The sequence below is a fragment of the Acinetobacter sp. IK23 genome (assembly GCF_035615275.1).
GTDB classification, from domain to species: domain Bacteria; phylum Pseudomonadota; class Gammaproteobacteria; order Pseudomonadales; family Moraxellaceae; genus Acinetobacter; species Acinetobacter seifertii.
On sequence record NZ_JANBNX010000009.1, the window covers coordinates 48,312 to 73,300 of the forward strand.

A 24,989-nucleotide genomic window follows, 5' to 3' on the forward strand; every position below is an offset into this window, starting at 1 on the left:
TCTCTAATCTAAAAAAACCAAGAGCATTGCTCTTGGTTTTTTTATGGCTAATGATTAGCGGCTTTTAATATATTGATTAATTAAATTAATCTCATTTTTAAGCGTTTCAATAATTTTACTTTGTGGGTCGACGGGTAAAAACATTTCGCTATCCAGTGCCACAATACAAAACTCAATGCTCTGGTTTGAGTTAAATACTGGTAGACCTACTGCGTTAATACCTGTGAGTAAATCACCTTTCGCTGCTGACATTTGTTGCTGGCGAATGGTTTCTTTAAGCTCTGTAAATGCTTGCCAGTTCTGTGGGGCAATATTTAGCCCAAGTTCCTGATGCTTTTGCCATTCGGCTTCCATTAAGGGACGAACAAAATGCTCTGGAAGATAAGAAGCAAATAAACGTCCTGCAGCAGAATTAACTAAAGGCATAATCGAGCCGACTTTAGTGACAATCGAAATAGGGTGGTTAGACTCAATTGACTGAACCACAACAGGCCCTTTCGGGGACCATTTACTAATTTGTATGCCGCAACCAATTTTGTTTTGTAGGTCGTAAATTAAATGCTGTACGAGCTGTAGTGTGTCGCTATGTTGAACACAGTTTAGACCTAAGCGCCATGCCTGATCACCTAGGGCATATTGACCATCATCAAGCTGTTTTGCATATTCCATACGAATAAGGCTAACCAGATAGCGGTGTACTTTAGCTGGATGCATTTCTAGCTTGCTAGATAGATCTTTGAGAATAATAGGTTGATTGTGTTCTAAGAGGGCGTTTAGTACAGATAAACCGACTTCAAGTGATTGAACCCCCCCAGATACTTTTTCTTCAATCATTTAAATACCCTTAATAAATTTACTTCAGCTGTTAAACAGTGACGATCAAAACATAAATAGAAATTGCTGCGATTTACATCATGCCTGAGCCTCGCGAGAAATAGAAATCACCTTTTTCTATTAGCGAAATTGGCATGTTTAATAATCAACAATTTTCTAAAATCACTATGCTCTCATTTATAGCGCAATTTTCTAGAAATTTAGCGTTTTTAAATAATATAAATCGGCATTGATATAGAACCGTTCATTCAAACAATTCTAATCAATGCCGATTTTTTAGTTTGCTGTTTTTAAGATTAGGTTCCTAACTCTTCTTCATGTAAGAAATGAGTGTGGTGTGGAGCGCGTTTGGTTTTGCTCCATTCATCTAACATTTCAGCTTTCATTTCTTCAGTAATTTTTGCAATTTTTTCTTCAGCATGAACATCGTTATAAGTCAGTTCTAAACGATGGCCATTTGGGTCGAAGAAATAAATTGAGTGGAAAATTCCATGGTTCGTCACGCCCAACACTTTCACGCCATTTTCTTCTAAATGTTGTTTCGCAGCCATCAAAGCATTTAAGTCTTCAACTTCAAAAGCAATATGTTGAACCCATTGAGGTGTGTTTTCATCTCGACCCATTTCTGGTTGAGTTGGTAATTCAAAAAATGCCAAAACGTTGCCTTGACCAGCATCTAGGAATAAATGCATATAAGGATCAAAGGCTTTTGTTGAAGGAACATGGTCTTCAGCAAAAGCTAAGATAAAGTCCATGTTGAGCATTTTTTTATACCACTCAACAGTCTCTTTCGCATCCTTACAACGATATGCAACGTGATGTATTTTTTTAATGGCAAATGTCATGTTGAAACTCCTTTTACTATTCCCAATCTGGTTGTTGTTCTGGTGCCGCGTTATAGAAGGCTGGGATAGACAAACAATGTTGATAAATTGATTCAATTTTTGGAAACGCAGATAAATCTATCTTGAAGCGTTTCGCGTTGTATACCTGTGGAATCAGGCAGCAATCGGCAATCGTTGCTTGTTGTCCAAAGCAAAATTGCCCGTTTGAATCTTGAAGTTGCTGTTCGAGACTTTGAAAGCCTTCAATAATCCAGTGCTGATACCAATAATTTTTTTGTTCGTCCGAGACATTTAAGTCATTTTTTAAATATTTCAGAACGCGTAAGTTGTTTAAGGGGTGAATATCACAAGCGATTGCTTGTGCAAAAGCACGGATTTTGGCTCTCTCTTTCACATCATTTGGAAGTAGTTGGGTTTCTGGATATTGTTCATCCAGATATTCCAAAATACTTAATGACTGTGACAAGGTTAAATCGCCGTCCACTAAAGTTGGCACTAAGGCACTGCGATTTAACTTTAAATAGTCTTCACTTTGTTGCTCGTTTTTAACTAAATGAACTGGTGCAGTTTCATAAGCGAGACTTTTAAGGTTGAGGCCAATCCGTACTCTGTAAGCTGCAGAGCTACGAAAGTAACTATACAGCTTCATAGTCAGGCTCCGAAGTTTCTGCAAAATCAAAATCTAATGCAGGAAGTACAGTGTTTCGGACTTCACCAAAGCCAATACGGATACCATTTTTCTCACAGTGACCTTTCATGATGAGCGTATCGCCGTCTTGTAAGAAACCACGAGTTTCACCATTGGCAAGTGTTAATGGTTTAGTAGTGTTCCAAGTGAGCTCAAGCAAGCTGCCATAAGAGTCCGGTGTGGAGCCAGAAATAGTACCTGAACCCATCAAGTCGCCAACCTGAACGTTACAGCCTCCAATCGTGTGGTGAGTGAGCTGCTGAGCCATAGACCAATACATATATTTGAAGTTGGTTTTACAGATCACATCAGTTTGTGCTGATTTTGGTGTTTGAATCTCAACACTCAAATTAATGTCGTAACTGTTGGCGATATTTTCTTGTAAATAAGCCAGTGGTTTTGGTTCTTGTTTCGGGCCTTCAACTTTAAATGGTTCAAGTGCTTCAAGCGTTACCACCCAAGGTGAAATAGCGCTAGCAAACGATTTTGAGTTGAATGGACCTAGAGGAACGTATTCCCATTGCTGGATATCACGTGCTGACCAGTCGTTTAGCAGAACCATTCCAAAAATATGGTCCCAAGCATTTTCAATCGAGATAGGCTGCCCCAACTGAGTTGGTTTTCCTACAATAAATGCTGTTTCAAGTTCGAAATCGAGTTTACGCGTTGCTGAGAAAACTGGACGTTCTTCATTTGGAAGTTTGATTTGACCTGATGGGCGTACCACTTGAGTTCCGCTCACTACAACAGAGCTAGCACGACCGTTATAACCTACAGGTAATTCGGTCCAGTTTGGAAGCAAGGCATTTTTAGGGTCACGGAACATACAGCCGACATTGGTCGCGTGTTCTTTAGAAGAATAAAAATCGGTATAGCCAGGTACGCGAACAGGTAAATGTAAAGTTACGCTGTCTTGCTTAACTAGAACTTCCTGACGTAATGTTTGGTTTTCTTGAAGTGTTAAATTTTCAACTGAAAGAAGAGACTGTAATGTTTTACGAACTTTAGACCAGTTGGCTTTGCCTGATTCAATAAATTTATTCAGTGTAGGCTGGTTAAAGTATGTGTCTTGATCTGAAAGTTTTAAAAGACCGTGCTTTTCAAGAGCAGCGAGATCAATGACCCAATCACCAATAGCTACACCGACCTGACGCTCGCCTTCGGCTGTTCTACTAAAAATACCATAAGGCAAATTATGAATAGTGAAATCAGATTGAGGTGAAACTTCAATAAAAGAGTTTAGTTTTTGTTCCATTTTCGCTTCCTTGTCTTCATCTCGTGTCTTATACAAATAAAAGTTCGGTCTAGGGACTGAGCTACTCAATAAGTTTTAACCTTGGTTAGATCATTTTTTACTTATGAGTTTGATATAGACCGAGCACAACCAATTGCTTCATGGTTCTTATAATACTGAATTCATAAAATTACGCAATACATAATTTAATTACACATTGCATAATAATTGTTATTTCTTGCATTTTCTGTTTTCATGCGCGGTTATGAGAAAAGTAACGCAATTATTTTTTCATCAATCTCTATGAAAATCTGATCAATTTATGATATACGTAATTTATTGAAAAAAAATTACGTGACAAGGATGAGAATAATCATATGTCAACACAAGAGCAAGGAAACCTGAAACACGGTTTGAGTAATCGTCACATCCAGCTGATTGCATTGGGTGGAGCGATTGGTACAGGGCTGTTTCTTGGTATATCACAATCGATTAAATTGGCAGGTCCGTCGGTAATCTTGGGTTATGCGATTGCAGGATTTATTGCTTTTTTAATGATGCGCCAGCTCGGTGAAATGGTGGTCGAAGAGCCAGTAAGTGGTTCTTTTAGTCATTTTGCTTACAAATATTGGGGACCTTTTGCAGGCTTCATGTCAGGATGGAACTACTGGGTACTTAACGTACTGGTATGTATGGCAGAGTTAAGTGCAATTGGTCTGTATATTCAATATTGGTGGCCGCAAATCCCAACGTGGGCATCCGCGCTAACGTTCTTTATTCTCATTAATGGTATTAATTTATTGCACGTTAAGTTTTTTGGCGAAATGGAATTTTGGTTTTCCATTGTTAAAATCTTAGCAATTTTAGCCATGATTGCTTTCGGTTCGTATTTACTTGCAACCGGTACAGCAGGGCCACAAGCAAGTATCAGTAACCTTTGGGCATTAGGTGGTTTCTTCCCGTTTGGTATTGAAGGCTTGGTGATGGCCATGGCAGTCATTATTTTTGCTTTTGGTGGTATCGAGCTTTTCGGTATTACTGCGGCTGAAGCACGTGACCCAGACAAAACCTTACCTAAAGCGGTAAATCAGATTATCTATCGTATTTTGATTTTCTATATTGCAACGCTTCTTGTTTTATTCTCATTATTCCCTTGGAATCAAATGGCACAAGGTGGCAGTCCTTTTGTAATGGTGTTTGCTTCTTTAGACAGCCAAGGTGTTGCGACTTTACTTAACTTCGTGATTTTGACTGCTGCGGTTTCAGTTTATAACGGTACAAGCTATTGCAGTAGCCGTATGTTGTTAGGCCTTGCTCAGCAAGGAAATGCACCAAAAGTATTTGCACGTATTAATAAACGCGGTATCCCAACCAATGCAGTGATTCTTTCTGCGGCAGTCACTATTTTATGTGTATTGTTAAATTATATTTTCCCTGAAAAAGCATTTGGTTTGCTCATGATGCTTGTAGTTGCAGCGATTGTGATTAACTGGGTGGTAATTTCATGGACACATTTAAAATTCCGTAAATTCATGATGCGCCAAGGTCAAACTACGAAATTCCCAAGCTTCATGTATCCATTTAGCAACTATCTTTGCATGGTGTTTATGCTCGGAATTTTAGTTGTCATGTCGCTAACGCCAGATATGCGTGTGGCGGTGATGATGATTCCGGGATGGATTTTGTGTTTGATGGTGGCTTATCAATTTAAACGCCGTAAGTTAAAAGCTGAGCAGCCTGTTCATGCTTTAGAAGCAGATATGTAATCAGGTCTGAGTTGGAAGTTAGAAAGGACGTATTGATACGTCCTTTTTTATTTTTAAAATTTACAACAGAAATGAAAGGACTTTATAATTGTTATATTATAACATCTGTTGAATGAATAACTAAGGCTTCCCGATGTTGAGGGAGGAACAACATATTTATGAAATATTCCTATTTAGGTTTAATCTTACTTTCACTTACAGCGTGTACGACACAAACACCTAAGCCAACAGTTTCCAAACATTCTCATTCTTTGCCTCAGCCGTCTAAAACGGTAGCAAGAATAAAACAACAACCCGAAGATTATATTGTTTGGATCGCAACCGCAGATCACGCGCAGTCTGTGCAGGCTTATAAGCAATTTCTGAAGCAGAAAGGACTTGTCAATTTAGTACCAGATTATGAGTTATTACGTTCAGCTCGAGACTGGCAAAAATGTGGAGTCGAGCCTTATGCGGTGCCACCGAGAGAGATTTGGTCCAACATCGTTCCGACGCTTAGCATTTTAAAAGCATTGGTTGACGATGGCGTGATTAATGATTTTGAAGTGACATCAGCCTATCGAGCTTTATCTTTAAACCGCTGTGCTGGTGGTGCAGATGCTTCCCGACATGTCTTTAATGCAGCGCTTGATTTTCGAATTGGACCAGAACAGCCTAGCGACTTAGACCAATTCAATATTCAGCAAACCAAAACTAAACTTTGTCAGTTCTGGGAAACCAAAGGACAAGCTCTTAATATGGGTCTAGGTGTTTATGCTTCGGGACAAATTCATATTGATAGCCAAGGCTTCCGATCATGGGGACCTGACCATCACTATAGAACCTCGATTTGTCAGTGACTATAAAAGCAATTCTTTCAAAGACTAAATGAGTTGGTTTGAATAAAAGCAGAATAAAAACTTGATCAATAGTTATGTTATAACATAACATTATTGTGGTTTAGAAATAGATTACGCCTGTGATCTGGCCATATTTCAATGGCCAGCCATGATCAGTTTAAATATTATTCGAAGAGATCAAGCCATGCACACTGCAATCGCCAACTCATTTGCCAAGCTTCCAGTTACCGTTTTATCTGGCTTTTTGGGTGCAGGAAAGACCACATTACTTAATCATATTTTAAATAATCGTGAAGGCCGCCGTATTGCCGTGATTGTTAATGATATGTCTGAGGTAAATATTGATGCGGCATTAGTACGCGAAGGTGGGGCGGAGCTTTCAAGGACAGATGAAAAACTGGTTGAAATGAGCAATGGCTGTATCTGCTGCACGCTACGAGAAGATTTACTGGTTGAGGTGAGACGTTTAGCCGATGAAGGGCGCTTTGACCAATTGGTGATTGAGTCGACAGGTATTTCAGAACCATTACCAGTAGCAGAAACCTTTACCTTTGAAGATGAAGATGGAAACTCACTCAATGAGTTTGCTCGACTTGATACTATGGTTACGGTAGTCGATGCTTTTAACTTTCTTAAAGATTACAGCTCAGTCGACTCACTGCAACAACGTGGTGAATCATTGGGTGAGCAAGATGAAAGAACTGTGGTTGACCTTCTGATTGATCAGATCGAGTTTTGTGATGTGATTGTGCTGAATAAAATTGATTTAATTGATCAGGCGCAGCAAGACCAGCTCATCGCAATTTTAAAAACGTTAAACCCGCGTGCCCGAATTGAGATTGCTCAATTTGGAAAGATCGCCTTAGATAAAATTTTAAATACACAGCTATTCGATTTTGATGAAGCTGCACAAGCACCAGGATGGTTAAAAGAGTTACGTGGTGAGCATACGCCAGAGACTGAAGAGTATGGAATCAGTAGCTTTGTTTACCGTGCCCGCAGACCTTTCCATCCGGAACGTTTTTATAATTTAGTGCAGGCTGAATGGCCGGGTGTCGTTCGTTCTAAAGGTTTTTTCTGGTTGGCTGCTGACCCTACCTTGGCTTATTCATGGTCGCAAGCGGGTGCAATGGCTCGACATGGCCTAGCAGGTTATTGGTGGGCTGCTGTTTCAGAAGAAGATTGGCCGAGTGACCTCGCCAGCATTGAGCAAATTAAGAAAAATTGGGACGCTCGTACAGGTGATGCACGTCAGGAACTGGTTTTAATTGGTATGCAAATGGATGAGCAAGCCTTAATAGAACGCTTAGACCGTTGTTTATTAAGTGATGAAGAAATGGCTTTAGGACCACAAGCTTGGCAGAACTGGTCGAACCCTTTTAAGCAAGATGATGAAACTATGTTGATCGCTTAATAAAACAAAAGCCCCTGATTTAAAGGGGCTTATTTTTATGATTTGTCTTTAATGAAAATCTTTCGAATATAGCTGTTAAGCGGTGTCGAATAATATTTTTCAATCGCAGCGCTAATGATGAAAGTCAGAACCAAATAGCCAATTAAAAGCATAATTTTGATGCTAGCGTCGGTTTGAGCCGGAACAAAGGCAACTTTCATAAGTCCCAATACAACCAGATGAAACAAATAAGTTTCGTAACTTCTTTGCCCCAACCAGACCATTATTTTGGTCAATAGATTATGCGCTTGCATTTCGGAAGGATGCTGAAAACACAAAATCAGTAAGCCTGTGGCAAAAGCAAATAAGCTAATACCCCATGTGCTGACTTCTTTAATTGGAGCATATAAATATAGAGCGGTCATACTCAAAATAATTAACCACGAAAGAGGTTTTTTATAAGTCCAATCTGGCTGATATTTATGAGAAAAAATGGCAGTTAAACAGCCCACCGCTATACCATCAAAACTTGAAAAATAATGATATAAATAGGCGCCGCTTTCTTCCCCAAAATGCAGGGACCTAAAATAAGGCCCATATAAAATCACTCCAACAAGTACAGCAATAAAGACCTTATTACTACGTGTGAACAGGCACAATAATGGAAAAACAAAGTAAAAAACTTCTTCTACAGAGAGTGACCACAACACACCCAAAGCATAGTTTACCCAACCAAATTTAATAATCAGGATATTCATCCAGAAGGTTAGAGCTGCAAATATGGTTAAAGGATAGGAAACCTCAATGCCATTGGGGGCTTGGTTCATAAAGGGTTTTAAGTCAAATGAACCAAGTATGCTGACCCCTAAAATGAGTAATATCAGACACGGTAAAATACGTGCTGCCCGTCGGATATAAAAATGCTTGAGGTTAATTGCAGAAAACTGTTTGTCTCGTTTTAACGTGTGATGGGTAATTAAAAAACCTGAAATCACAAAAAACATGGTGACGCCATAATTTCCATTTCTTGCGATGACAGTACTAAATGCTTCACCTAAAAAATCAAAACCTAACCATGTATCTTTAAGTTTATAAGGAATATTAAAATGATGTAAAAGAACCAACAGGATAGACATTCCACGCAGAATATCTATTTTATAATTACGCATTCGATGTGCTTCCAGCTTTATTAATATACTGTGTGACAGAAGAATACTATCGATCAGTTATATTAAATAAAAATTTTAAGCAGCATTTCGTAAACCAAAAAAGACTACTTTTTTGCTTCTTTGAATTGAGCTAAGGCATAGCAGAAACAATTATTAAATAAATATTTATAAAGCATTTATATATTTGAATTTTTCAACATAAAACTTTAAATTAGCTCTTATTGAGATATGTTTTTTTAAACTTTTTAAACTTTTTAAACTTTTTAAAATCTATTTAATTCATAAATTAACATGTTGTATGTGGTTGTATATACATAGCATGTCAACTAAAATACTGTTTTGCCTGCTGCCTTTTTTGAGTAATTAGTTATGCCCAGAACATCAAAACAAGAACATACTGAGCTTTCGATTGAAGCTGATAGTCCAGTTCCTTTATACCAACGCGTAAAACAGCTGATTTCACAAAAGATTTATGAAGGTTCGTGGGCTGTAAATAAAAAAATTCCTTCGGAAAGTGAACTGGTTAATCAACTCGGCTGTAGCCGTATGACGGTAAACCGTGCGCTACGTGAGTTAACGACTGAGGGTTTACTCGTTCGAATTCAGGGCGTTGGTTCTTTCGTTGCGGAAGGGCAAGGCCGAACTGCACTTTTTCAGATTAATAATATTGCCGATGAGATTATTGCACGAAACCATAAGCACCACGCTGAAGTTTTAGTCTTAGAACAAATTTATGCAAATGCAGAGCAAAGCGTCTTAATGCAGACTCGCGAAGGGCAAAGATTATTTCACTCGATTATTGTGCATTATGAAAATGATGTACCTGTTCAGGTCGAAGATCGTTTAGTCGATGCAGCACTCATTCCAGATTATCTACAACAAGATTTTAAAACCATTACCCCAAATGCTTACCTCATGGCAAAAGCACCTGTCTCAGAAGGTGAGCACATTGTCGAGGCGGTTTTAGCATCTCCTCAAGAGTGTAAATGGTTAAAGATCACCAAAGCTGAGCCGTGTTTACTGATCCGTCGCCGCACATGGTCAAACAAACAGTTGATTTCAAGTGCGCGTTTGATTTACCCGGGCAGCCGCTATTATCTCGAAGGGAAATTTAACCCATGATTGAATTGATCAGGGCCGATCAATATACAAAAATGCTTTGGAAAAACGGTGCGGGTTTCACTTTAGAAATTGCCAGAAGCCAAGGTGATGCCGACTTTGACTGGCGCATTTCGATGGCAGATGTGAGCACTTCTGGGCCGTTTTCGTTATTTCCCAATAAGCAGCGCATTATTAGCGTACTTGATGGACAGGGCATGGTACTGCATGTCGATAACCTTCCTGCCAAAACGCTGAACCAAGGCGATATTTTTGCTTTCCATGGTGAGAGTCAGGTTCAAAGTGAACTGGTCGACGGTGCAATTCGAGATTTAAATTTAATTTATGATCCTGCAAAGTTTCATGCCCGTTTTCAGTGGTTGAATGATGCAGCGGAGCAGGCATTTATTAGCTCGGCTGACCTGTTTTTTATTTTTAATCAGGGAATTGAAACGGAAGTAAATGTTGATGATCATTCCGTTCAGCTTGCTGTTCACGAGACGCTAAAAATTGAGAAAAATACTGGCGTGACATTAGTCAATTTTCCCAAAAAACAACTCAAAAGCTGCTATGTCATTGAGTTAATTCAACGATAAAAAGACATCATTTACGACTTAAAAAGCACATGTCTTGTTAGAGAATATGTGCTTTTTTTATGCCTAATATAAAAATAAATTAATTTAATTCATAAGCTTATTCATTTTTTTTAAAAAAATATGAGTCACCCTCTTCACGCCGAAAAATATTTGTGTAGTATATGGATGTATATACAAGTTAATACATTACTATACAAATGCAGAGACAAGTGATGTTCTGCTGATGTAAGCTCAAAGGAAGGAGTCCGACTGTGACAACAACGACAACAAAATTTCGTGATGTAGAAATTCGTGCACCACGCGGCACTGAATTAACGGCTAAGAGTTGGTTAACTGAAGCCCCATTACGTATGTTGATGAATAATCTTGATCCGGACGTTGCAGAAAACCCGAAAGAGTTAGTTGTATACGGCGGTATTGGTCGTGCAGCACGAAACTGGGAATGTTTCGACAAAATTGTAGATACGTTAAAAAATCTTGAAACTGACGAAACTTTATTGGTTCAATCAGGCAAACCAGTTGGTGTGTTTAAAACTCATAAAGATGCACCACGCGTTTTAATTGCAAACTCAAACCTTGTACCACACTGGGCAAACTGGGAACACTTCAACGAGTTAGATGCAAAAGCACTCGCAATGTACGGTCAAATGACAGCAGGTTCATGGATCTACATTGGTAGCCAAGGCATTGTACAAGGTACATATGAAACTTTCGTTGAAGCAGGCCGCCAACACTACAACGGTGATTTAAAAGGTCGTTGGGTGCTTACTGCTGGTTTAGGTGGTATGGGTGGTGCTCAGCCTCTAGCTGCAACCCTTGCAGGTGCATGTTCTTTAAACATCGAATGCCAACAAGCAAGTATCGATTTCCGTTTACGTACCCGTTATGTAGACGAACAAGCGACTGATTTAGACGACGCTTTAGCGCGTATTGACCGCTATACAAAAGAAGGTAAAGCAATTTCAATTGCGCTTCATGGTAACGCTGCTGAAATTTTACCTGAGCTTGTTCGCCGCGGTGTACGTCCAGACATGGTGACTGACCAAACAAGTGCACACGATCCACTCAACGGTTACTTACCAGTAGGTTGGACTTGGGACGAATACCGTGAACGCGCGAAAACTGAACCGGAAGCTGTGGTAAAAGCTGCAAAACAGTCAATGGCGAAGCACGTACAAGCGATGCTTGATTTCCAAAAAAGGGGTGTTCCAACTTTTGACTATGGCAACAACATCCGTCAAATGGCGAAAGATGAAGGCGTAGCAAACGCTTTTGATTTCCCAGGCTTCGTACCTGCTTACATCCGTCCATTGTTCTGCCGTGGTATTGGTCCATTCCGTTGGGCAGCACTTTCTGGTGACCCAGAAGATATTTATAAAACAGATGCTAAAGTTAAAGAATTAATTCCTGATGATGAGCATTTACATCACTGGTTAGACATGGCTCGTGAGCGCATTAGCTTCCAAGGTTTACCAGCGCGTATTTGCTGGGTTGGTCTAGGTTTACGTGCAAAACTTGGTTTGGCATTTAATGAAATGGTTCGTAGCGGTGAATTGTCTGCACCAGTTGTGATTGGTCGTGACCACTTAGACTCAGGTTCGGTTGCAAGTCCAAACCGTGAAACTGAAGCAATGCAAGACGGCTCAGACGCAGTATCAGACTGGCCTTTATTAAATGCGTTGTTAAATACAGCAGGCGGCGCAACTTGGGTGTCTTTACATCACGGTGGTGGTGTAGGTATGGGCTTCTCTCAACACTCAGGCGTTGTGATTGTGTGTGATGGTACAGATGAAGCTGCTGCACGTATTGCTCGCGTACTGACCAATGACCCTGCAACAGGTGTTATGCGTCATGCCGATGCAGGTTATGAAATTGCGATTAACTGTGCGAAAGAGCAAGGCTTACACTTGCCAATGATCACGCAATAAAAAATACACGGAAGAACTGGCGGTGCTTTTTGCAATTGTGAAAAGCACCGTCTCAGCAGAATATAGTGCAAAAAATTAGGAAGCCAACATGGAATTACTTATCCAACCGGGAAAACTGACCTTAGCCGATTTACGTCAAGCGTACCTCAACCCGATCAAAGTGAAATTGGATGAAAGTGCTTCATCTGCAATTAATGCAAGTGTGGCTTGCGTTGAGAAAATTGTAAATGAAGGGCGTACAGCTTACGGTATTAACACAGGCTTTGGCTTACTCGCGTCAACCAAAATCGCTCCTGAAGATTTAGAAAAGTTACAACGTTCATTGGTTCTTTCGCATGCAGCAGGTGTAGGTGAAGCACTTGATGATGCAATGGTTCGTTTAATTATTCTATTGAAAGCAAATAGCTTGGCGCGTGGTTTCTCTGGTATTCGTCGTAAAGTAATTGATGCTTTGTTGGCTTTAATTAATGCCGAAGTTTACCCACACATTCCACTAAAAGGTTCAGTAGGTGCTTCAGGTGACTTGGCACCACTCGCACACATGTCTTTAGTGTTACTTGGTGAAGGTAAGGCGCGTTATAAGGGTGAATGGTTACCAGCAGTTGAAGCTTTAAAAGTTGCAGGTTTAGAACCAATTTCTTTAGCTGCTAAAGAAGGTTTGGCACTTTTAAACGGTACACAAGTGTCAACTGCTTATGCATTACGTGGCTTGTTTGAAGCTGAAGACTTGTTTGCTGCTGCAACGGTTTGTGGTGGTTTAAGTGTTGAAGCAATGTTGGGTTCACGTGCCCCATTCGATGCGCGTATTCACGAAGTACGCGGCCAACGTGGTCAAATTGATGTAGCTGCGGCTTATCGTGACCTATTAACAGACTCAAGTGAAATTGCACATTCACATGAAGACTGTAGCAAAGTTCAAGACCCGTACTCTTTACGTTGCCAACCACAGGTGATGGGTGCATGTTTGACGCAAATCCGTCAGGCTGCTGAAGTATTAGAAATTGAAGCAAATGCGGTATCGGATAACCCGCTCGTTTTTGCTGAACAAGGTGACGTGATTTCTGGTGGTAACTTCCATGCAGAACCTGTTGCAATGGCGGCAGATAATTTAGCATTGGCGATCGCTGAAATTGGCTCACTGTCAGAACGTCGTATTTCGATGATGATGGACCGCCACATGTCACAGCTTCCACCATTCTTGGTTGCAAATGGTGGTGTTAACTCAGGCTTTATGATTGCACAAGTGACAGCTGCTGCACTTGCGAGCGATAATAAGGCATTAGCACATCCTGCAAGTGTTGATAGTTTACCAACTTCTGCCAATCAGGAAGACCACGTATCGATGGCTCCGAATGCCGGTAAGCGTCTTTGGTACATGGCTGACAACGTTCGTGGCATTTTAGCTGTTGAATGGTTAGGCGCTTGTCAGGGTTTAGACTTCCGTGAAGGTTTAAAAAGCTCGCCTAAACTTGAACAAGCTCGTAAAATCTTGCGCGATCAAGTTCCTTACTACAGCGAAGATCGTTTCTTTGCTCCGGATATCGAACAAGCTAGCGAATTGCTTGCGAGTGGTTGCCTAAACAAGTTACTCATTCCAAAACTGCTCCCTAGTTTATCTGAAGTGTGATTGATAAAACGGTCACATGGAGTGGCCGAATCCAACTAAATTTCCTCAAGGATTGGAGATTAAAATGTCACAAAACTCCACACTACAGCGGGGTTTAAACACCCGCCATATTCGTTTCTTGGCATTGGGCTCAGCAATTGGAACTGGGCTTTTCTATGGTTCGGCTACCGCCATCAAAATGGCAGGGCCTTCAGTATTACTTGCGTATATCGTTGCAGGGATTGCAATTTATATCGTTATGCGCGCACTGGGTGAAATGGCTGTCCATAACCCTGTCTCTGGCTCATTCAGCCACTATGCATCTCAGTACATTGGCCCATTGGCGGGTTTTACCACAGGATGGACTTACGTTTTTGAGATGGTGATTGTTGCAATTGCCGATGTCACTGCGTTTGGGATTTATATGGGGTTCTGGTATCCCGATGTACCGCGGTGGATCTGGATTTTGTCTCTCATTATGTTCCTAGGCGCAATTAACCTGATTCATGTAAAAGTCTTTGGTGAACTCGAATTTTGGCTTTCAATCGTCAAAGTCAGTGCCATTGTTGCCATGATTATCGGTGGTTTAGGCCTTATGTTTTATGGCTTCCATGTTGATCACAGCAATGTTGTACCGGGGCTTCAAAACCTATGGATTTATGATGGTTTCATGCCGCATGGTATTGCAGGTTTAGTGGCATGTTTATCTGTAGTTGTGTTTGCCTTTGGTGGTATCGAAATTATTGGTTTAACGGCAGGTGAGTCACAAGACCCAAAAACCACCTTACCAAAAGCAATTAATGCTGTTCCAGTCCGTATTTTACTGTTCTATGTACTCACTATTTTTGTACTTATGTCGATTTTCCCATGGAACCAGATTGGTAGCCAAGGTAGCCCGTTTGTACAAATTTTTGAAAACTTAGGCATTAAATCTGCTGCAAATATTTTAAACGTTGTGGTGGTAACTGCTGCAATTTCAGCAATTAACAGTGATGTATTTGGTGCAGGCCGTATGTTGTACGGTATGGCAAATCGTGGTCAAGCACCGCAAGTGTTCAAGAAACTTTCACGTAATGGTGTGCCTTGGATGACTGTTGTGGTTATGGCTGGCGTGCTGTTAATTGGTGTGGTACTGAACTACCTGATTCCTGAAAATGTATTTGTCATCATTGCATCAATTGCAACGTTTGCAACTGTTTGGGTATGGCTCATGATCTTGCTTTCGCAAGTGGCGATGCGCCGTAAATTATCTACTGCTGAAATTAAGGCACTGGATTTCCCTGTATTCGGATGGCCATATGCACCTGCTTTTGCAATCGGGTTTATGGTGTTCATTTTAGTGATGATGGGCTACTTCCCAGACTCGCGTCCTGCAATTTATGTAGGTGCGGCATGGCTTGCTCTGTTAACCATTGCGTATCGCATTTGGGTAAAGCCGGAGCAAAACTTGGGAAAGGAAAGTGAGCCTGTCCAGCAAAACATAGAAATGGAAAGCTAACAAATCAACTGCCCAATGGTTTTACTGTTGGGCAGTTTCGAGGATAGGCTAATGAAAAAACTTTGGCAGAACTGCCATATTGCGACCATGCAAAATGGGCAATATTCTTATATCGAAGATGCTGCAATTGTTACCGAAGGGCATCTCATCCATTGGATTGGAAAACAACAACAACTTCCTATCGATACTTATTCCGAAACAGTTGACTTAAATGGTGCTTGGGTGACCCCAGGTTTCATCGACTGTCATACGCATAGTGTTTTTGGTGGCAACCGTAGCGTTGAGTTTGAAAAGCGCTTACAAGGCGTAAGTTATGCTGAAATTGCTGCAAGCGGTGGCGGTATTGCAAGTACAGTACGCGCAACCCGAGAAGCCAGCGAAGAACAATTACTGAAATCAGCCCTTAAGCGTATTCGCTGCATGCAGCAAGACGGTGTAACCACCATCGAAATTAAGTCTGGTTACGGACTCAATTATGAAAATGAACGCAAGATGTTGCGCGTGATCCGTCAAATTGGTGAAGCTTTACCAATGACAGTCAAAAGCACGTGTTTGGCTGCTCATGCTTTACCGCCAGAATACAAAGATCAAAGCGATGCTTATATTGAGCATATCTGTACAGAAATGCTGCCTAAACTACATGCTGAAGGTTTGGTCGATGCAGTAGATGCGTTCTGCGAGCATTTGGCATTTTCACCCGCTCAGGTTGAACGTGTTTTTAAAACGGCACAATCATTGGGTCTACCCGTTAAGCTTCATGCTGAACAGCTTTCATCGCTAGGCGGTTCAAGCTTGGCAGCACATTATCATGCATTGTCGGCTGACCATTTAGAGTACATGACCGAAGATGATGTCAAAGCTATGGCAGAGTCGGGTACGGTTGCTGTGTTATTGCCGGGTGCCTTTTACCTATTACGTGAAACACAATACCCACCGATTGAAAGCCTTATTAAGCATGGCGTGCGTATTGCGTTGTCGAGTGATTTAAATCCGGGTACATCTCCTGCACTTTCTGTACGTTTAATGCTGAATATGGGCTGTACGCTCTTCCGTTTAACGCCAGAGCAAGCATTAGCGGGTGTCACCATTCATGCTGCCCAAGCGCTCGGTTTAGAGCAAACACACGGCAGTTTAGAGCAGGGTAAAGTCGCTGACTTTGTGGCTTGGGATATTGAGCATCCATCTGAAATTGTTTACTGGCTGGGCGGCGATTTGCCTAAGCGAGTCGTTCAGCATGGACAAGAAGTTATTTTTTAAACGGTGTCACATGAATCACACATTTAAATGGCAAGGCCGTCATGATGGCGATGGTGAAGCACATCAACGTATTCACCATATTATGAATAAAACTCAACATGCCGAGTTTGCCCTGATTGGCTTTAGCTCTGATGAAGGCGTGAAACGTAACAAAGGCCGAGTTGGTGCTGCCGATGCGCCAGATGCGATTCGTACACAACTGGCCAACTTACCGATTCATCGCCCAGTGAGTCTGGTCGATTTGGGTACAGTGACTTGCGAATATGAGAATTTAGAGCAAGCACAAAACGAGTTAGCAGAACAAGTCGCAAACAGCCTGCAAAATGGTTTAAAGCCGATTGTGCTGGGCGGTGGACATGAAGTTGCATTTGGTAGCTTTAGTGGTCTGTTCCAATATGTACAAGCCCACGCGCCAGATAAAAAAATAGGCATTATTAATTTTGATGCCCATTTTGATTTGCGTGAAGCAGAGCATGCCACCTCTGGAACACCTTTTTTACAAGCAGCAAGGCTTTCAGAACAGCATCAAAAACAATTTAATTACTTATGTATTGGGGTTGCTAACCATGCCAATACTAAAGTTTTGTTTGATACGGCCGATGCGTTAAATTGTTCATATTTACGCGATCATGAGGTTAATATTTTTAACCTAAACAACGTGCTTGCAGCGGTAGATGCTTTTATTGCAAAAGTAGACTGTTTGTACGTTACGATTGATTTAGATGTATTCGCGGCTGCGGTTGCACCGGGGGTCAGTGCGCCAGCCGTAAAAGGAATTGATTTAGCCACTTTTGAAGCAATTTTTAAGCATATTCAAGAGACTGGTAAAATCAAACTTTTAGATATTGCCGAGTGCAATCCAAAATTTGATTTAGACAATAGAACAGCAAAACTGGCTGCCTATATTGTTTATCAATACTTCTTTAATTAATAAGTTAAAGAATATACTTTTGAGTCAGGTCTTTACTTAAGGCCTGACTTAAAAGAGTGTAAAAAATAATGAACTAGAAGAATAGCCCGATAGGAATGATTGATTCTGGTCTAGGAGGATTGTCTCTATTTATTAAGCACATTCGGCAGACCCTTCCGAATGAAGATATTATTTCCTTTGCAGACTCGAAATATATTCCCTATGGAGATAAAAATAGCGATTGGATTGTTTCAAGAAATACCTACTTAATCTCAAATCATTATAAATAACGGGAAGTACAAAACGATTATTGTTGCTTATAATATAATGACTGCGGGAGCGATTGAAACGACTAGAGCGAAAAATTAGTATTCCACTTATTGCTGCTATATAACCTGCGGTCAAACTAGCTGTAGGAATAACCTTAAGTAAATATATTATCGTTTTGGCAACTGAAACCACCGTTAAAGGAAAAAATTTAGAAAATTTAATTGAAACTTACGCAAAAGATATCAAAGTGTCTTTACTGCCTTGTATTGGCCTGGCCGAAAAAATTGAAAATACTAAAGCACACACTGCTGAAGTTAAAAGCTATTTAAAAAATATTTTGGATTCTCTGTTAGGACGAAAGGTTGATATGATCCTAGCAAAATAATGGACACAAAGTCCCTCTAAAGCTAACTATGGAGATATAAGAAATGGCGAAACGCTTTAGCACCGAATTTAAGCAACAAGCGATAGAGTATGTGCTGGCAAATTCACATGAACCATTAGCTGCCATAGCTAGGAAGTTGGGTGTGGGTTATTAAACGCTAGATAAACGGGTACGTGATACGTGAAATAAAAGTGGCTGGCGCCAGCAAACGACAACTAACACCAGAGCAACAACGTATTCTGGATTTAGAAAAAGAAGTCAAACAGCTTAGTGAAGCGAATGATATTCTAAAAAACGCATGTGTACTTTCTGACCGCAGATCAAACTTCGAAAAGTACACGGTAATTGCGGATTTAACGATGAACAAGAAAGTCACTATCTCTTCAGCCTGTAGATGTTTAGCTGTCAGCGCTGCTGGTTATTATGCTTGGCGCAAGCGACGAGTTGATAATGCTCAGAAATATAAGGATTTAAAAGCAGTATATTAGCAACCTCATGCTCGTTTGGGCGCACCATCATTGGTTTATGACATGCATGATCTGGGCTACAGCATGAGTGAACGTATGGTAGGAAGAATGCTTAAGCATCTTGGGTTATGCAGTAAGATTTCATGCAAATATAAGCATACGACAGATTCAAATCATCGTTTGCATACAACTCCCAATTTATTGGATCGCCAATTTACAGCCACAAAAACGAATCGGGTTCGGGTATGGACAACAGACATTACATACATTTGGATCAAAGAAGGTTAGTTGTATTTATGTGTGATGCTGGATCTATTTAGCCGTCGTATTGTAGGAGGCAAAGCAGCCATAGAATAGACCAATTTAAGGTCTATGAGGACACTAATTTGCCATCACACAATACGATGAATGAAAAGTGCTTTTGTAAAAGAGGCACTTTGTCGAATTATTTTATTTGTTTTCTATAAACATAATCATTATCTTCTTCATGAGTTTTTATAAAACCTGATTTCTCGAGAATTTTTATAGAAAATATGTTTCTAGGATCAACATAACCTTCTAGGTACTGCACATTATCTTTTTCTTTTAAAAAATTTTCAAGCCATTGCAAAGCAGAATATCCATAACCTTGGTTCCAATATTTTTTATAAATTACATAACCTACATAAGCTTTTTTTTCATCTTTTAATACTGTAGCTTGAATTGTACCAATTGGGTACTTTTTATGAAAGTCACTATATATTATCCAGTTCATCCACTCTTCGTTCGTATTATGAGATCCATCTATTAAAGATTGATACCTATTTCTCAATTGTTGTATATTCTCATACTTAACATCTGGAATATACAAATATAATTCATCATCCTGCAGGTAATTAAAAGTATTTTCTGCATCACTAATACTCAATAAAAATACATTTAAATTATTCATGATAAAACCTCATTTATTAAAAAAAATTTATATATTAATAGATTGTATAATTCAAAATGAAGATTTGAATTTTTATTATCTAATAATTTGTCATTAAAATTTAATGTTTGATTAAACAAAAATAATCTTTTTAGAGGCTCTTCTTTAATTATTAAAGAAATATCATTTAAGCTTAGAATGAGATCATCATTTAAATTGTGAGATCCATCATTAAATTTTCTAAGTATAAAAATATTATTATTAATTCTATATTTATTATCCCTTATTGCTTCGATGAAATAATTGTTTCTTTCGACTAAGTAGTTATCTATTAATAAATAATCAACATCAATTTTTTTTAGATACCAATCTATTGCTTGATTATAATTTTCTATAATAGGCTCATCTGGACCATTGAAAGATGTGTTAACTAATACGCCTAAACCTGTCATTTCTTTAAATTTTGTTATTAAATCATATAACCAAGGATCATCTTCATAATCTAGCGTTTGGCATCTTGTCGTATTATCTGGATGTTCTAAAGCTGGCATTTTTCTTAGATTACTATCAGATATATTATATGAGAACGTCATCCAAGAGCTATTTAAGGGACCGTGAAAGATATTTCCTATTTCTTCTTTTAGAATAATAGGTGCAACTGGTCTCCATGACTGTCTCTTCTTTATTTTGTTTAATTTGTTTTTTGTACTATCCAATAGTGGAGAGGCCAATATACTTCGTCCACCAAGTGCTCTTGGGCCAAACTCTGAGCGACCTGAACAACGAGCAAATATTTTCCCATCGAATATTAATTTTGCTACTTCATGGGTATTCGTTTTTTTGAATGAAATGAAATTTTTATGCTCTTTATTTAAAATATCTATATCTAGTTCATATTTGATGCCAAGCCTATCCGTTGTAACTTTGTTAACTTGATCTTTAAGTTTAACTGCACCCCAAAATGCACAACCAATTGATATTCCAGCATCATTTGGCGCACTTGGTAAACTAACACTATCGAAAAAACTACTGTTATAGATTTTAGAATTAGCTAAAATATTAAGAAAAGAGCCGCCTGCTAATGCGATATCCTTTAAACCTGTTAATTCTGATGCTTTCTTTGCATAATGTAAAAGTATATTTTCTGCAGCATTTTGACAACTATCTGCCAAATAAAATTTAGTTTCATCTGTTAATGTAAATTTATCATTATTATTTGAGGGTAATTTATATAGCATCTGTTGCCAATTATTATGATATATGATTTCTCCATCTTCTTCTTCAAAAATTTTTATTAATTCTTTACGTTTGTTATAGGCTGCTAGGGCCATCAAGGAGCCATGTTGCCCCTCTTTATTAAAAATTAATCTACTAACATTTTCATATAAGGCTCCAACACTTTGAATTATTGAAAAGTTATTAGGGTGAGGAATTTGGCTTTCTCTATATTTTAAATCAAAGTATTCACCTAATTTAATTTTATAAATACTTAAATTTTCAGATTTAAGTTTGACTGGTTTTTTACATTCAATTATTGAATTATACCATTCCGAAAACTTCATTTCATAATCTTCTAATTCTTCAGTAGCTGATCCAGCATAATCAGATACTAATACACAAATTTCTTTTTTAGGTGCATAACTTGAAGCACAATAAGCATGAGCTAAATGATGTGAAATAACGTAATGATTATTTGAATAGGGATCAAAATCATCAAAATCCTCTTCTATAACCGAATGCTGAAATCCTACACCTCCTCTTGCAGTACCCTGAAAAGAAGACACAATAATATCAACTTGTTCGATTGAAAATCCAAAAGATTCTAAAAAATTCTTTATTTCTAGTCTCTTTGATAAACCATGACAAACGAAGTTTTTTATTCTGGTTATTCGTTCTAATTGTGTAGCTGCTATAAGCGTACCATCTTGAACTAATGCTAATGAAGCATGATGTCCTAAATGAATTCCTAATGATAGTCCCATTATTATTTATCCTCTAGGAGTAAATCCAATTGTTAAAATTCCAATTGACTCATTAACAGATAGTTGTGATCTTCCATGTACTATGGAATCACCATAAGTAATCATTATTTCTCCAGGCTTGAAATAATATTTTCTCATTTTTTCTCCATTAATATCAAAAATATATAAGAAAGAATTTTTATTTTCCACTGCTTCATGCCATAGATTTATATTTACATTTATTGAGAAACTTGTTGTATCTACATGCGCAGCCAATCCATCTCCAACTTTCTCATAAAATAAATAGCTTGCTATTCCTGTTGGAGTTGATTGCGTAGTATAAGTAGTGACAAGTTCATTTAGCTCATTTGACAATGCAATTCTATCTGCAATCGTTCCTCCTAATCCTAAATAATGTCCAATTTGTTTAATTGCTCTTGGTCGTACTTCATTTTTTGCTTCATTAATAAGCTGATTTAGCAATTTATCAGTCATGAAGCTAGGTCTTCCAAAGTAATTAACCCCGGTTTCAGAAATTTTATTATGATTTTGAATTCTTGAGATCAAATATGCATACTCTTTGAATAAGGATAGTTCTTCATTATTCTTTGGCAATACTCCATTTGGACATATTTCCTGGATAGCCATAGATAAACTTCCTCTTAATAAGGCTAATTCCTTAGAGTTAAGTTTATCTTTAATTTTTAAAATTGATTCAGAAAAACTTTCAATTACCATTTAATATCTCCAAATTTTTTAATGGGAAGCCATAGGACATAATGCATACTTCCTCTCCTTTCTTTAAAGTAGTTCTTGCATGTACAGTTGTTTTTGCCCAAAATATTATATAGTCACCTGGTTTTAAATTTAATTCTATAGGATCTGATAACATTGGATATAAAATTAATTTTGATGAATCATTTATATTGTAATTATGCTTTAGCATAATAATCATGTTTATACAGAAATCTTCAATATCTATATGTGGATATGCTAATTCACCTTCATTATAAAAATTATAATTACTATTAACCTTTCCATTAAATTTTATTTTATTTTCTTTGAAAATTGTTTTGATAAAATTTTGAAAACTACTGCTATTAAAAAATTTTTTTGACTCAGAACTAGCAATATTCCATCTATGTGCTTTTTTAGGAACAGTTAGACAGTTTTTTTTTAATAATTCCGCCTCTTCACTTAAATATTTAAGCTGTTTTGAGTCTAAGAAATCAAGATGGCCTCTAGAAATTATTGAATGACCAATTTCTTCATTCATTAGTCTAATTACTTGAATAGCAACTCTTAAATAATCTGGAATATCATACCATTTTATATATATTTCTCTCTGTAAATCAGGAATTACAGCCAACGCATGTTTAAATATCTCTTCATTACTCAAAGTAGAAACCATCCCTTTTTTTATGTTAATTAAACTATAAAAGCTATTGTTAATAGCTTTTATAGTCGAATCTTTCTCTACATTTGATGTATAGACATTGGCTTGGCGTATGCTCCTCCTGAAACTAACACGGCTTCTTCTTCAGATAGGGTTTCTCCACGTTTCTTAGCTAACACTAGCATTTTCTTTAATGCAGATTCAGCCTCTCCATTAATACCTTCATTAGTTAGTTTTTCTTTAATTGAATCTAACGCATTTTCTTGATGTATTGCATTTTTTTTCATAATAAATTTCCTTTAAATAATAATGCCAAAAATATGGCACTTAATTTTTTATCATAAGTTAAAAATATATAAAATATTGTTTTTAATTTTATTGTTATTTTATTGTATATTATTTTATAAAGCCTTAAAAATTAAGTAGTTTAGCACTATTTAATTCAATAATTATTTTAGTGCACCATAATGTTGCAATTATAAAATGTGTTTTATTAGATGATAAATAATTTTAAAAAAATATAATATTTAACATATTTGAGGGGTGTTTTAATGGTGCAATTATAAATGTATTTCACTAAATAATATTTAAGAATCAATATACTATTAATTCGGTTGCAAGGTACCATAATAGTGCATTTTGATTAAATATTTATAGTAGTTTATGACCTTGTTGCGTAAATATTTAAAAATTTCCACTTTTCTAACTAATTCTAAGTTACAACTTGGGTGAAGGGCTTACTTGATTCTTGATCTGGACTGTCATTACTCTCCTAGATAAATATCATCTATTCTTTTTGCATAAGAAAATATTATGATTGGACAACGATACACCCCAAAATATAAAGATGAAGCCGCTAAATTGATTACAGGATGTGAATATTCTATCACTGATGTAGTAGAACGTTTAGGTATGTAAAAGCATAGCATTTATAAATGGCTAAAGGTGCAACCACTCTGATGAAAGTGAACTGCTCGAGGTAAAGAAATAAATCCTGTACCTTACAAGTCAGCTTAAACAGATTGAAGAGGAATGGAATATCTTAAAAAAGGTCGCAAGATACTTTGCAAGCATGTCCGAGTAAAGTATCAGTTTATCCTTGAATGCAGCCATCAATTTAAAATTAAAACGATGTGTAGGGTTCTTAAGATTGCTCTTGCTCTCTATTATGCCAAGTTGCATGAACTTGAATCAGGCAGAACTATTAAAATAAGCGGTTATTGCAGCTCATCCATTCTTCTTATGATGCCAGTTATGACATCTACGGTTATCGTCATATCACGCTAGATATTTTAAAGAGCTAGGTGAAAGTTGTGAGTCTTCGCGTGCTGACGACCATGAGGAATAATGGCAGGATATAAGAAGTATAAAAGCATGTCGTGGTCGTCCTCAGATTGTGCCCCCTATTCGTTTAAATTGAAAATTTGTTGTAAACACACCTGATACCTTGTGGGTGAGTGATCCTAGATCCACATCTAGCAAAGTGGGTCATATCTGACTGTGGTTCTCGATTTATATTCAAGGAAATTCATCGATTGGTGAATTAAATCTACGCTTGCCAAGGATATCGTTTTAGATGCACTGTTAATGGCGGTATGGCGACGCAGACTCAATGAACCCAGATCCATACACTTAGACCAAGGTTCAAATACAACAGCAGAGACTGGCAGAAATTCTGTCAGAAGCATAACTTGGCCCCAAGCATGGGCTGTAGAGGGAACTGTTGGGATAATGCTATTGCTGACTCTTTTCTAGCAACTTAAAGAAGGAAAGAATTAAAAAGAGGGTATGAAAAACGAAAAATGGCCCATGCGGATGTGTTTCATTATATCGAGATGTTTTACAATCGGATCAGGTGTCATTCGCATCTCGATGGGATGAGTCCAGAAGCCTTTGAGTCAACTTCAAAATGAGGCTGTTTCATGTCAAGCATACTGGG

The 24,989-nt window shown here is 38.1% G+C and carries 20 protein-coding genes and 3 pseudogenes; 13 read left to right on the forward strand and 10 right to left on the reverse strand.

Going from position 1 to position 24,989, the window contains the following annotated elements:
- Positions 1-54: 54 nt before the first annotated feature.
- The 4 genes from MSG95_RS08910 to fahA all read right to left on the reverse strand — a co-directional run bounded on the left by MSG95_RS08910 (position 55) and on the right by fahA (position 3,622).
- Entirely contained in the window at positions 55-834 is a 780-nt protein-coding gene (locus MSG95_RS08910; protein ID WP_039254009.1) for an IclR family transcriptional regulator, read from the reverse strand.
- Between the two features lie 296 nt (positions 835-1,130).
- A complete protein-coding gene (locus tag MSG95_RS08915) occupies positions 1,131-1,679 on the reverse strand; it encodes a VOC family protein (RefSeq protein ID WP_004704758.1) in 549 nt (182 codons plus the stop codon).
- A gap of 16 nt (positions 1,680-1,695) precedes the next feature.
- Positions 1,696-2,328, reverse strand: coding sequence for a maleylacetoacetate isomerase (maiA, locus tag MSG95_RS08920; protein WP_077165335.1), 633 nt, complete (start codon positions 2,326-2,328; stop codon positions 1,696-1,698).
- Positions 2,315-3,622, reverse strand: a complete 1,308-nt coding sequence (fahA, locus tag MSG95_RS08925; protein ID WP_077165334.1) for a fumarylacetoacetase — start codon at positions 3,620-3,622, stop codon at positions 2,315-2,317. Before fahA ends, maiA begins: the two co-directional genes overlap by 14 nt.
- A 356-nt stretch (positions 3,623-3,978) precedes the next feature.
- Here fahA and MSG95_RS08930 point away from each other — a divergent pair, with 356 nt between their 5' ends.
- The 3 genes from MSG95_RS08930 (at position 3,979) to zigA (ending at position 7,620) form a co-directional block, all read left to right on the forward strand.
- The gene (locus tag MSG95_RS08930; protein WP_039254015.1) at positions 3,979-5,367 is read left to right on the forward strand and encodes an amino acid permease; all 1,389 of its coding nucleotides are present in this window, start codon (positions 3,979-3,981) and stop codon (positions 5,365-5,367) included.
- A 158-nt stretch (positions 5,368-5,525) separates the two neighbouring features.
- On the forward strand, positions 5,526-6,206 hold the full coding sequence (gene zrlA / locus MSG95_RS08935) for a D-Ala-D-Ala carboxypeptidase ZrlA (RefSeq protein ID WP_077165333.1): 681 nt from the start codon (positions 5,526-5,528) through the stop codon (positions 6,204-6,206).
- 148 nt (positions 6,207-6,354) lie between these two features.
- A complete protein-coding gene (zigA, locus tag MSG95_RS08940) occupies positions 6,355-7,620 on the forward strand; it encodes a zinc metallochaperone GTPase ZigA (protein WP_077165331.1) in 1,266 nt (421 codons plus the stop codon).
- A gap of 35 nt (positions 7,621-7,655) precedes the next feature.
- Here the strand turns inward: zigA and MSG95_RS08945 are convergent, their stop codons facing one another.
- Positions 7,656-8,768, reverse strand: coding sequence for an acyltransferase family protein (locus MSG95_RS08945; RefSeq protein WP_077165330.1), 1,113 nt, complete (start codon positions 8,766-8,768; stop codon positions 7,656-7,658).
- 369 nt (positions 8,769-9,137) lie between these two features.
- Here MSG95_RS08945 and hutC point away from each other — a divergent pair, with 369 nt between their 5' ends.
- The 9 genes and pseudogenes from hutC to MSG95_RS08990 all read left to right on the forward strand — a co-directional run.
- Positions 9,138-9,890 carry a histidine utilization repressor gene (hutC, locus tag MSG95_RS08950; RefSeq protein WP_032067955.1) on the forward strand — a complete coding sequence of 251 codons (753 nt, stop codon included), beginning with the start codon at positions 9,138-9,140 and terminating at the stop codon, positions 9,888-9,890.
- Complete coding sequence (locus tag MSG95_RS08955) at positions 9,887-10,462, forward strand: HutD family protein (protein ID WP_032067953.1); 576 nt, start codon at positions 9,887-9,889, stop codon at positions 10,460-10,462. Before hutC ends, MSG95_RS08955 begins: the two co-directional genes overlap by 4 nt.
- A gap of 251 nt (positions 10,463-10,713) precedes the next feature.
- Positions 10,714-12,390 (forward strand): urocanate hydratase, encoded by a 1,677-nt coding sequence (hutU, locus tag MSG95_RS08960; RefSeq protein WP_077165329.1) that lies wholly within the window; start codon positions 10,714-10,716, stop codon positions 12,388-12,390.
- 88 nt (positions 12,391-12,478) lie between these two features.
- On the forward strand, positions 12,479-14,017 hold the full coding sequence (gene hutH / locus MSG95_RS08965) for a histidine ammonia-lyase (RefSeq protein ID WP_004833497.1): 1,539 nt from the start codon (positions 12,479-12,481) through the stop codon (positions 14,015-14,017).
- Between the two features lie 64 nt (positions 14,018-14,081).
- On the forward strand, positions 14,082-15,494 hold the full coding sequence (locus MSG95_RS08970) for an amino acid permease (RefSeq protein WP_000081460.1): 1,413 nt from the start codon (positions 14,082-14,084) through the stop codon (positions 15,492-15,494).
- Positions 15,495-15,545: 51 nt separating this feature from the next.
- On the forward strand, positions 15,546-16,751 hold the full coding sequence (gene hutI, locus MSG95_RS08975; protein ID WP_000737801.1) for an imidazolonepropionase: 1,206 nt from the start codon (positions 15,546-15,548) through the stop codon (positions 16,749-16,751).
- A 10-nt stretch (positions 16,752-16,761) separates the two neighbouring features.
- A complete protein-coding gene (gene hutG, locus MSG95_RS08980; RefSeq protein ID WP_001016876.1) occupies positions 16,762-17,682 on the forward strand; it encodes a formimidoylglutamase in 921 nt (306 codons plus the stop codon).
- Positions 17,683-17,777: 95 nt separating this feature from the next.
- A pseudogene (locus MSG95_RS08985) lies at positions 17,778-18,307 on the forward strand (glutamate racemase); the annotation flags it as partial.
- 52 nt (positions 18,308-18,359) lie between these two features.
- Positions 18,360-19,145, forward strand: a pseudogene (locus tag MSG95_RS08990) (IS3 family transposase); the annotation flags it as partial.
- An 83-nt stretch (positions 19,146-19,228) separates the two neighbouring features.
- Here MSG95_RS08990 and MSG95_RS08995 read toward each other — a convergent pair.
- From MSG95_RS08995 to MSG95_RS09015, 5 genes are all read right to left on the reverse strand, one after another.
- Positions 19,229-19,714: a GNAT family N-acetyltransferase gene (locus MSG95_RS08995; RefSeq protein ID WP_001061528.1), complete on the reverse strand. Its 486-nt coding sequence runs from the start codon at positions 19,712-19,714 to the stop codon at positions 19,229-19,231.
- The gene (locus MSG95_RS09000; protein ID WP_002123852.1) at positions 19,711-21,675 is read right to left on the reverse strand and encodes a carbamoyltransferase C-terminal domain-containing protein; all 1,965 of its coding nucleotides are present in this window, start codon (positions 21,673-21,675) and stop codon (positions 19,711-19,713) included. The genes MSG95_RS08995 and MSG95_RS09000 overlap by 4 nt, the downstream gene beginning before the upstream one ends.
- Before the next feature lie 6 nt (positions 21,676-21,681).
- Positions 21,682-22,392, reverse strand: a complete 711-nt coding sequence (locus MSG95_RS09005) for a hypothetical protein (protein WP_324645024.1) — start codon at positions 22,390-22,392, stop codon at positions 21,682-21,684.
- Positions 22,382-23,053 (reverse strand): hypothetical protein, encoded by a 672-nt coding sequence (locus MSG95_RS09010; protein WP_227591713.1) that lies wholly within the window; start codon positions 23,051-23,053, stop codon positions 22,382-22,384. The genes MSG95_RS09005 and MSG95_RS09010 overlap by 11 nt, the downstream gene beginning before the upstream one ends.
- 77 nt (positions 23,054-23,130) lie before the next feature.
- Positions 23,131-23,337, reverse strand: coding sequence for a hypothetical protein (locus MSG95_RS09015; protein WP_005066667.1), 207 nt, complete (start codon positions 23,335-23,337; stop codon positions 23,131-23,133).
- Between the two features lie 526 nt (positions 23,338-23,863).
- Between MSG95_RS09015 and MSG95_RS18925 the strand changes: the two are divergent.
- Positions 23,864-24,963 (forward strand): annotated as a pseudogene (locus MSG95_RS18925) (IS3 family transposase).
- Positions 24,964-24,989 lie beyond the last annotated feature (26 nt).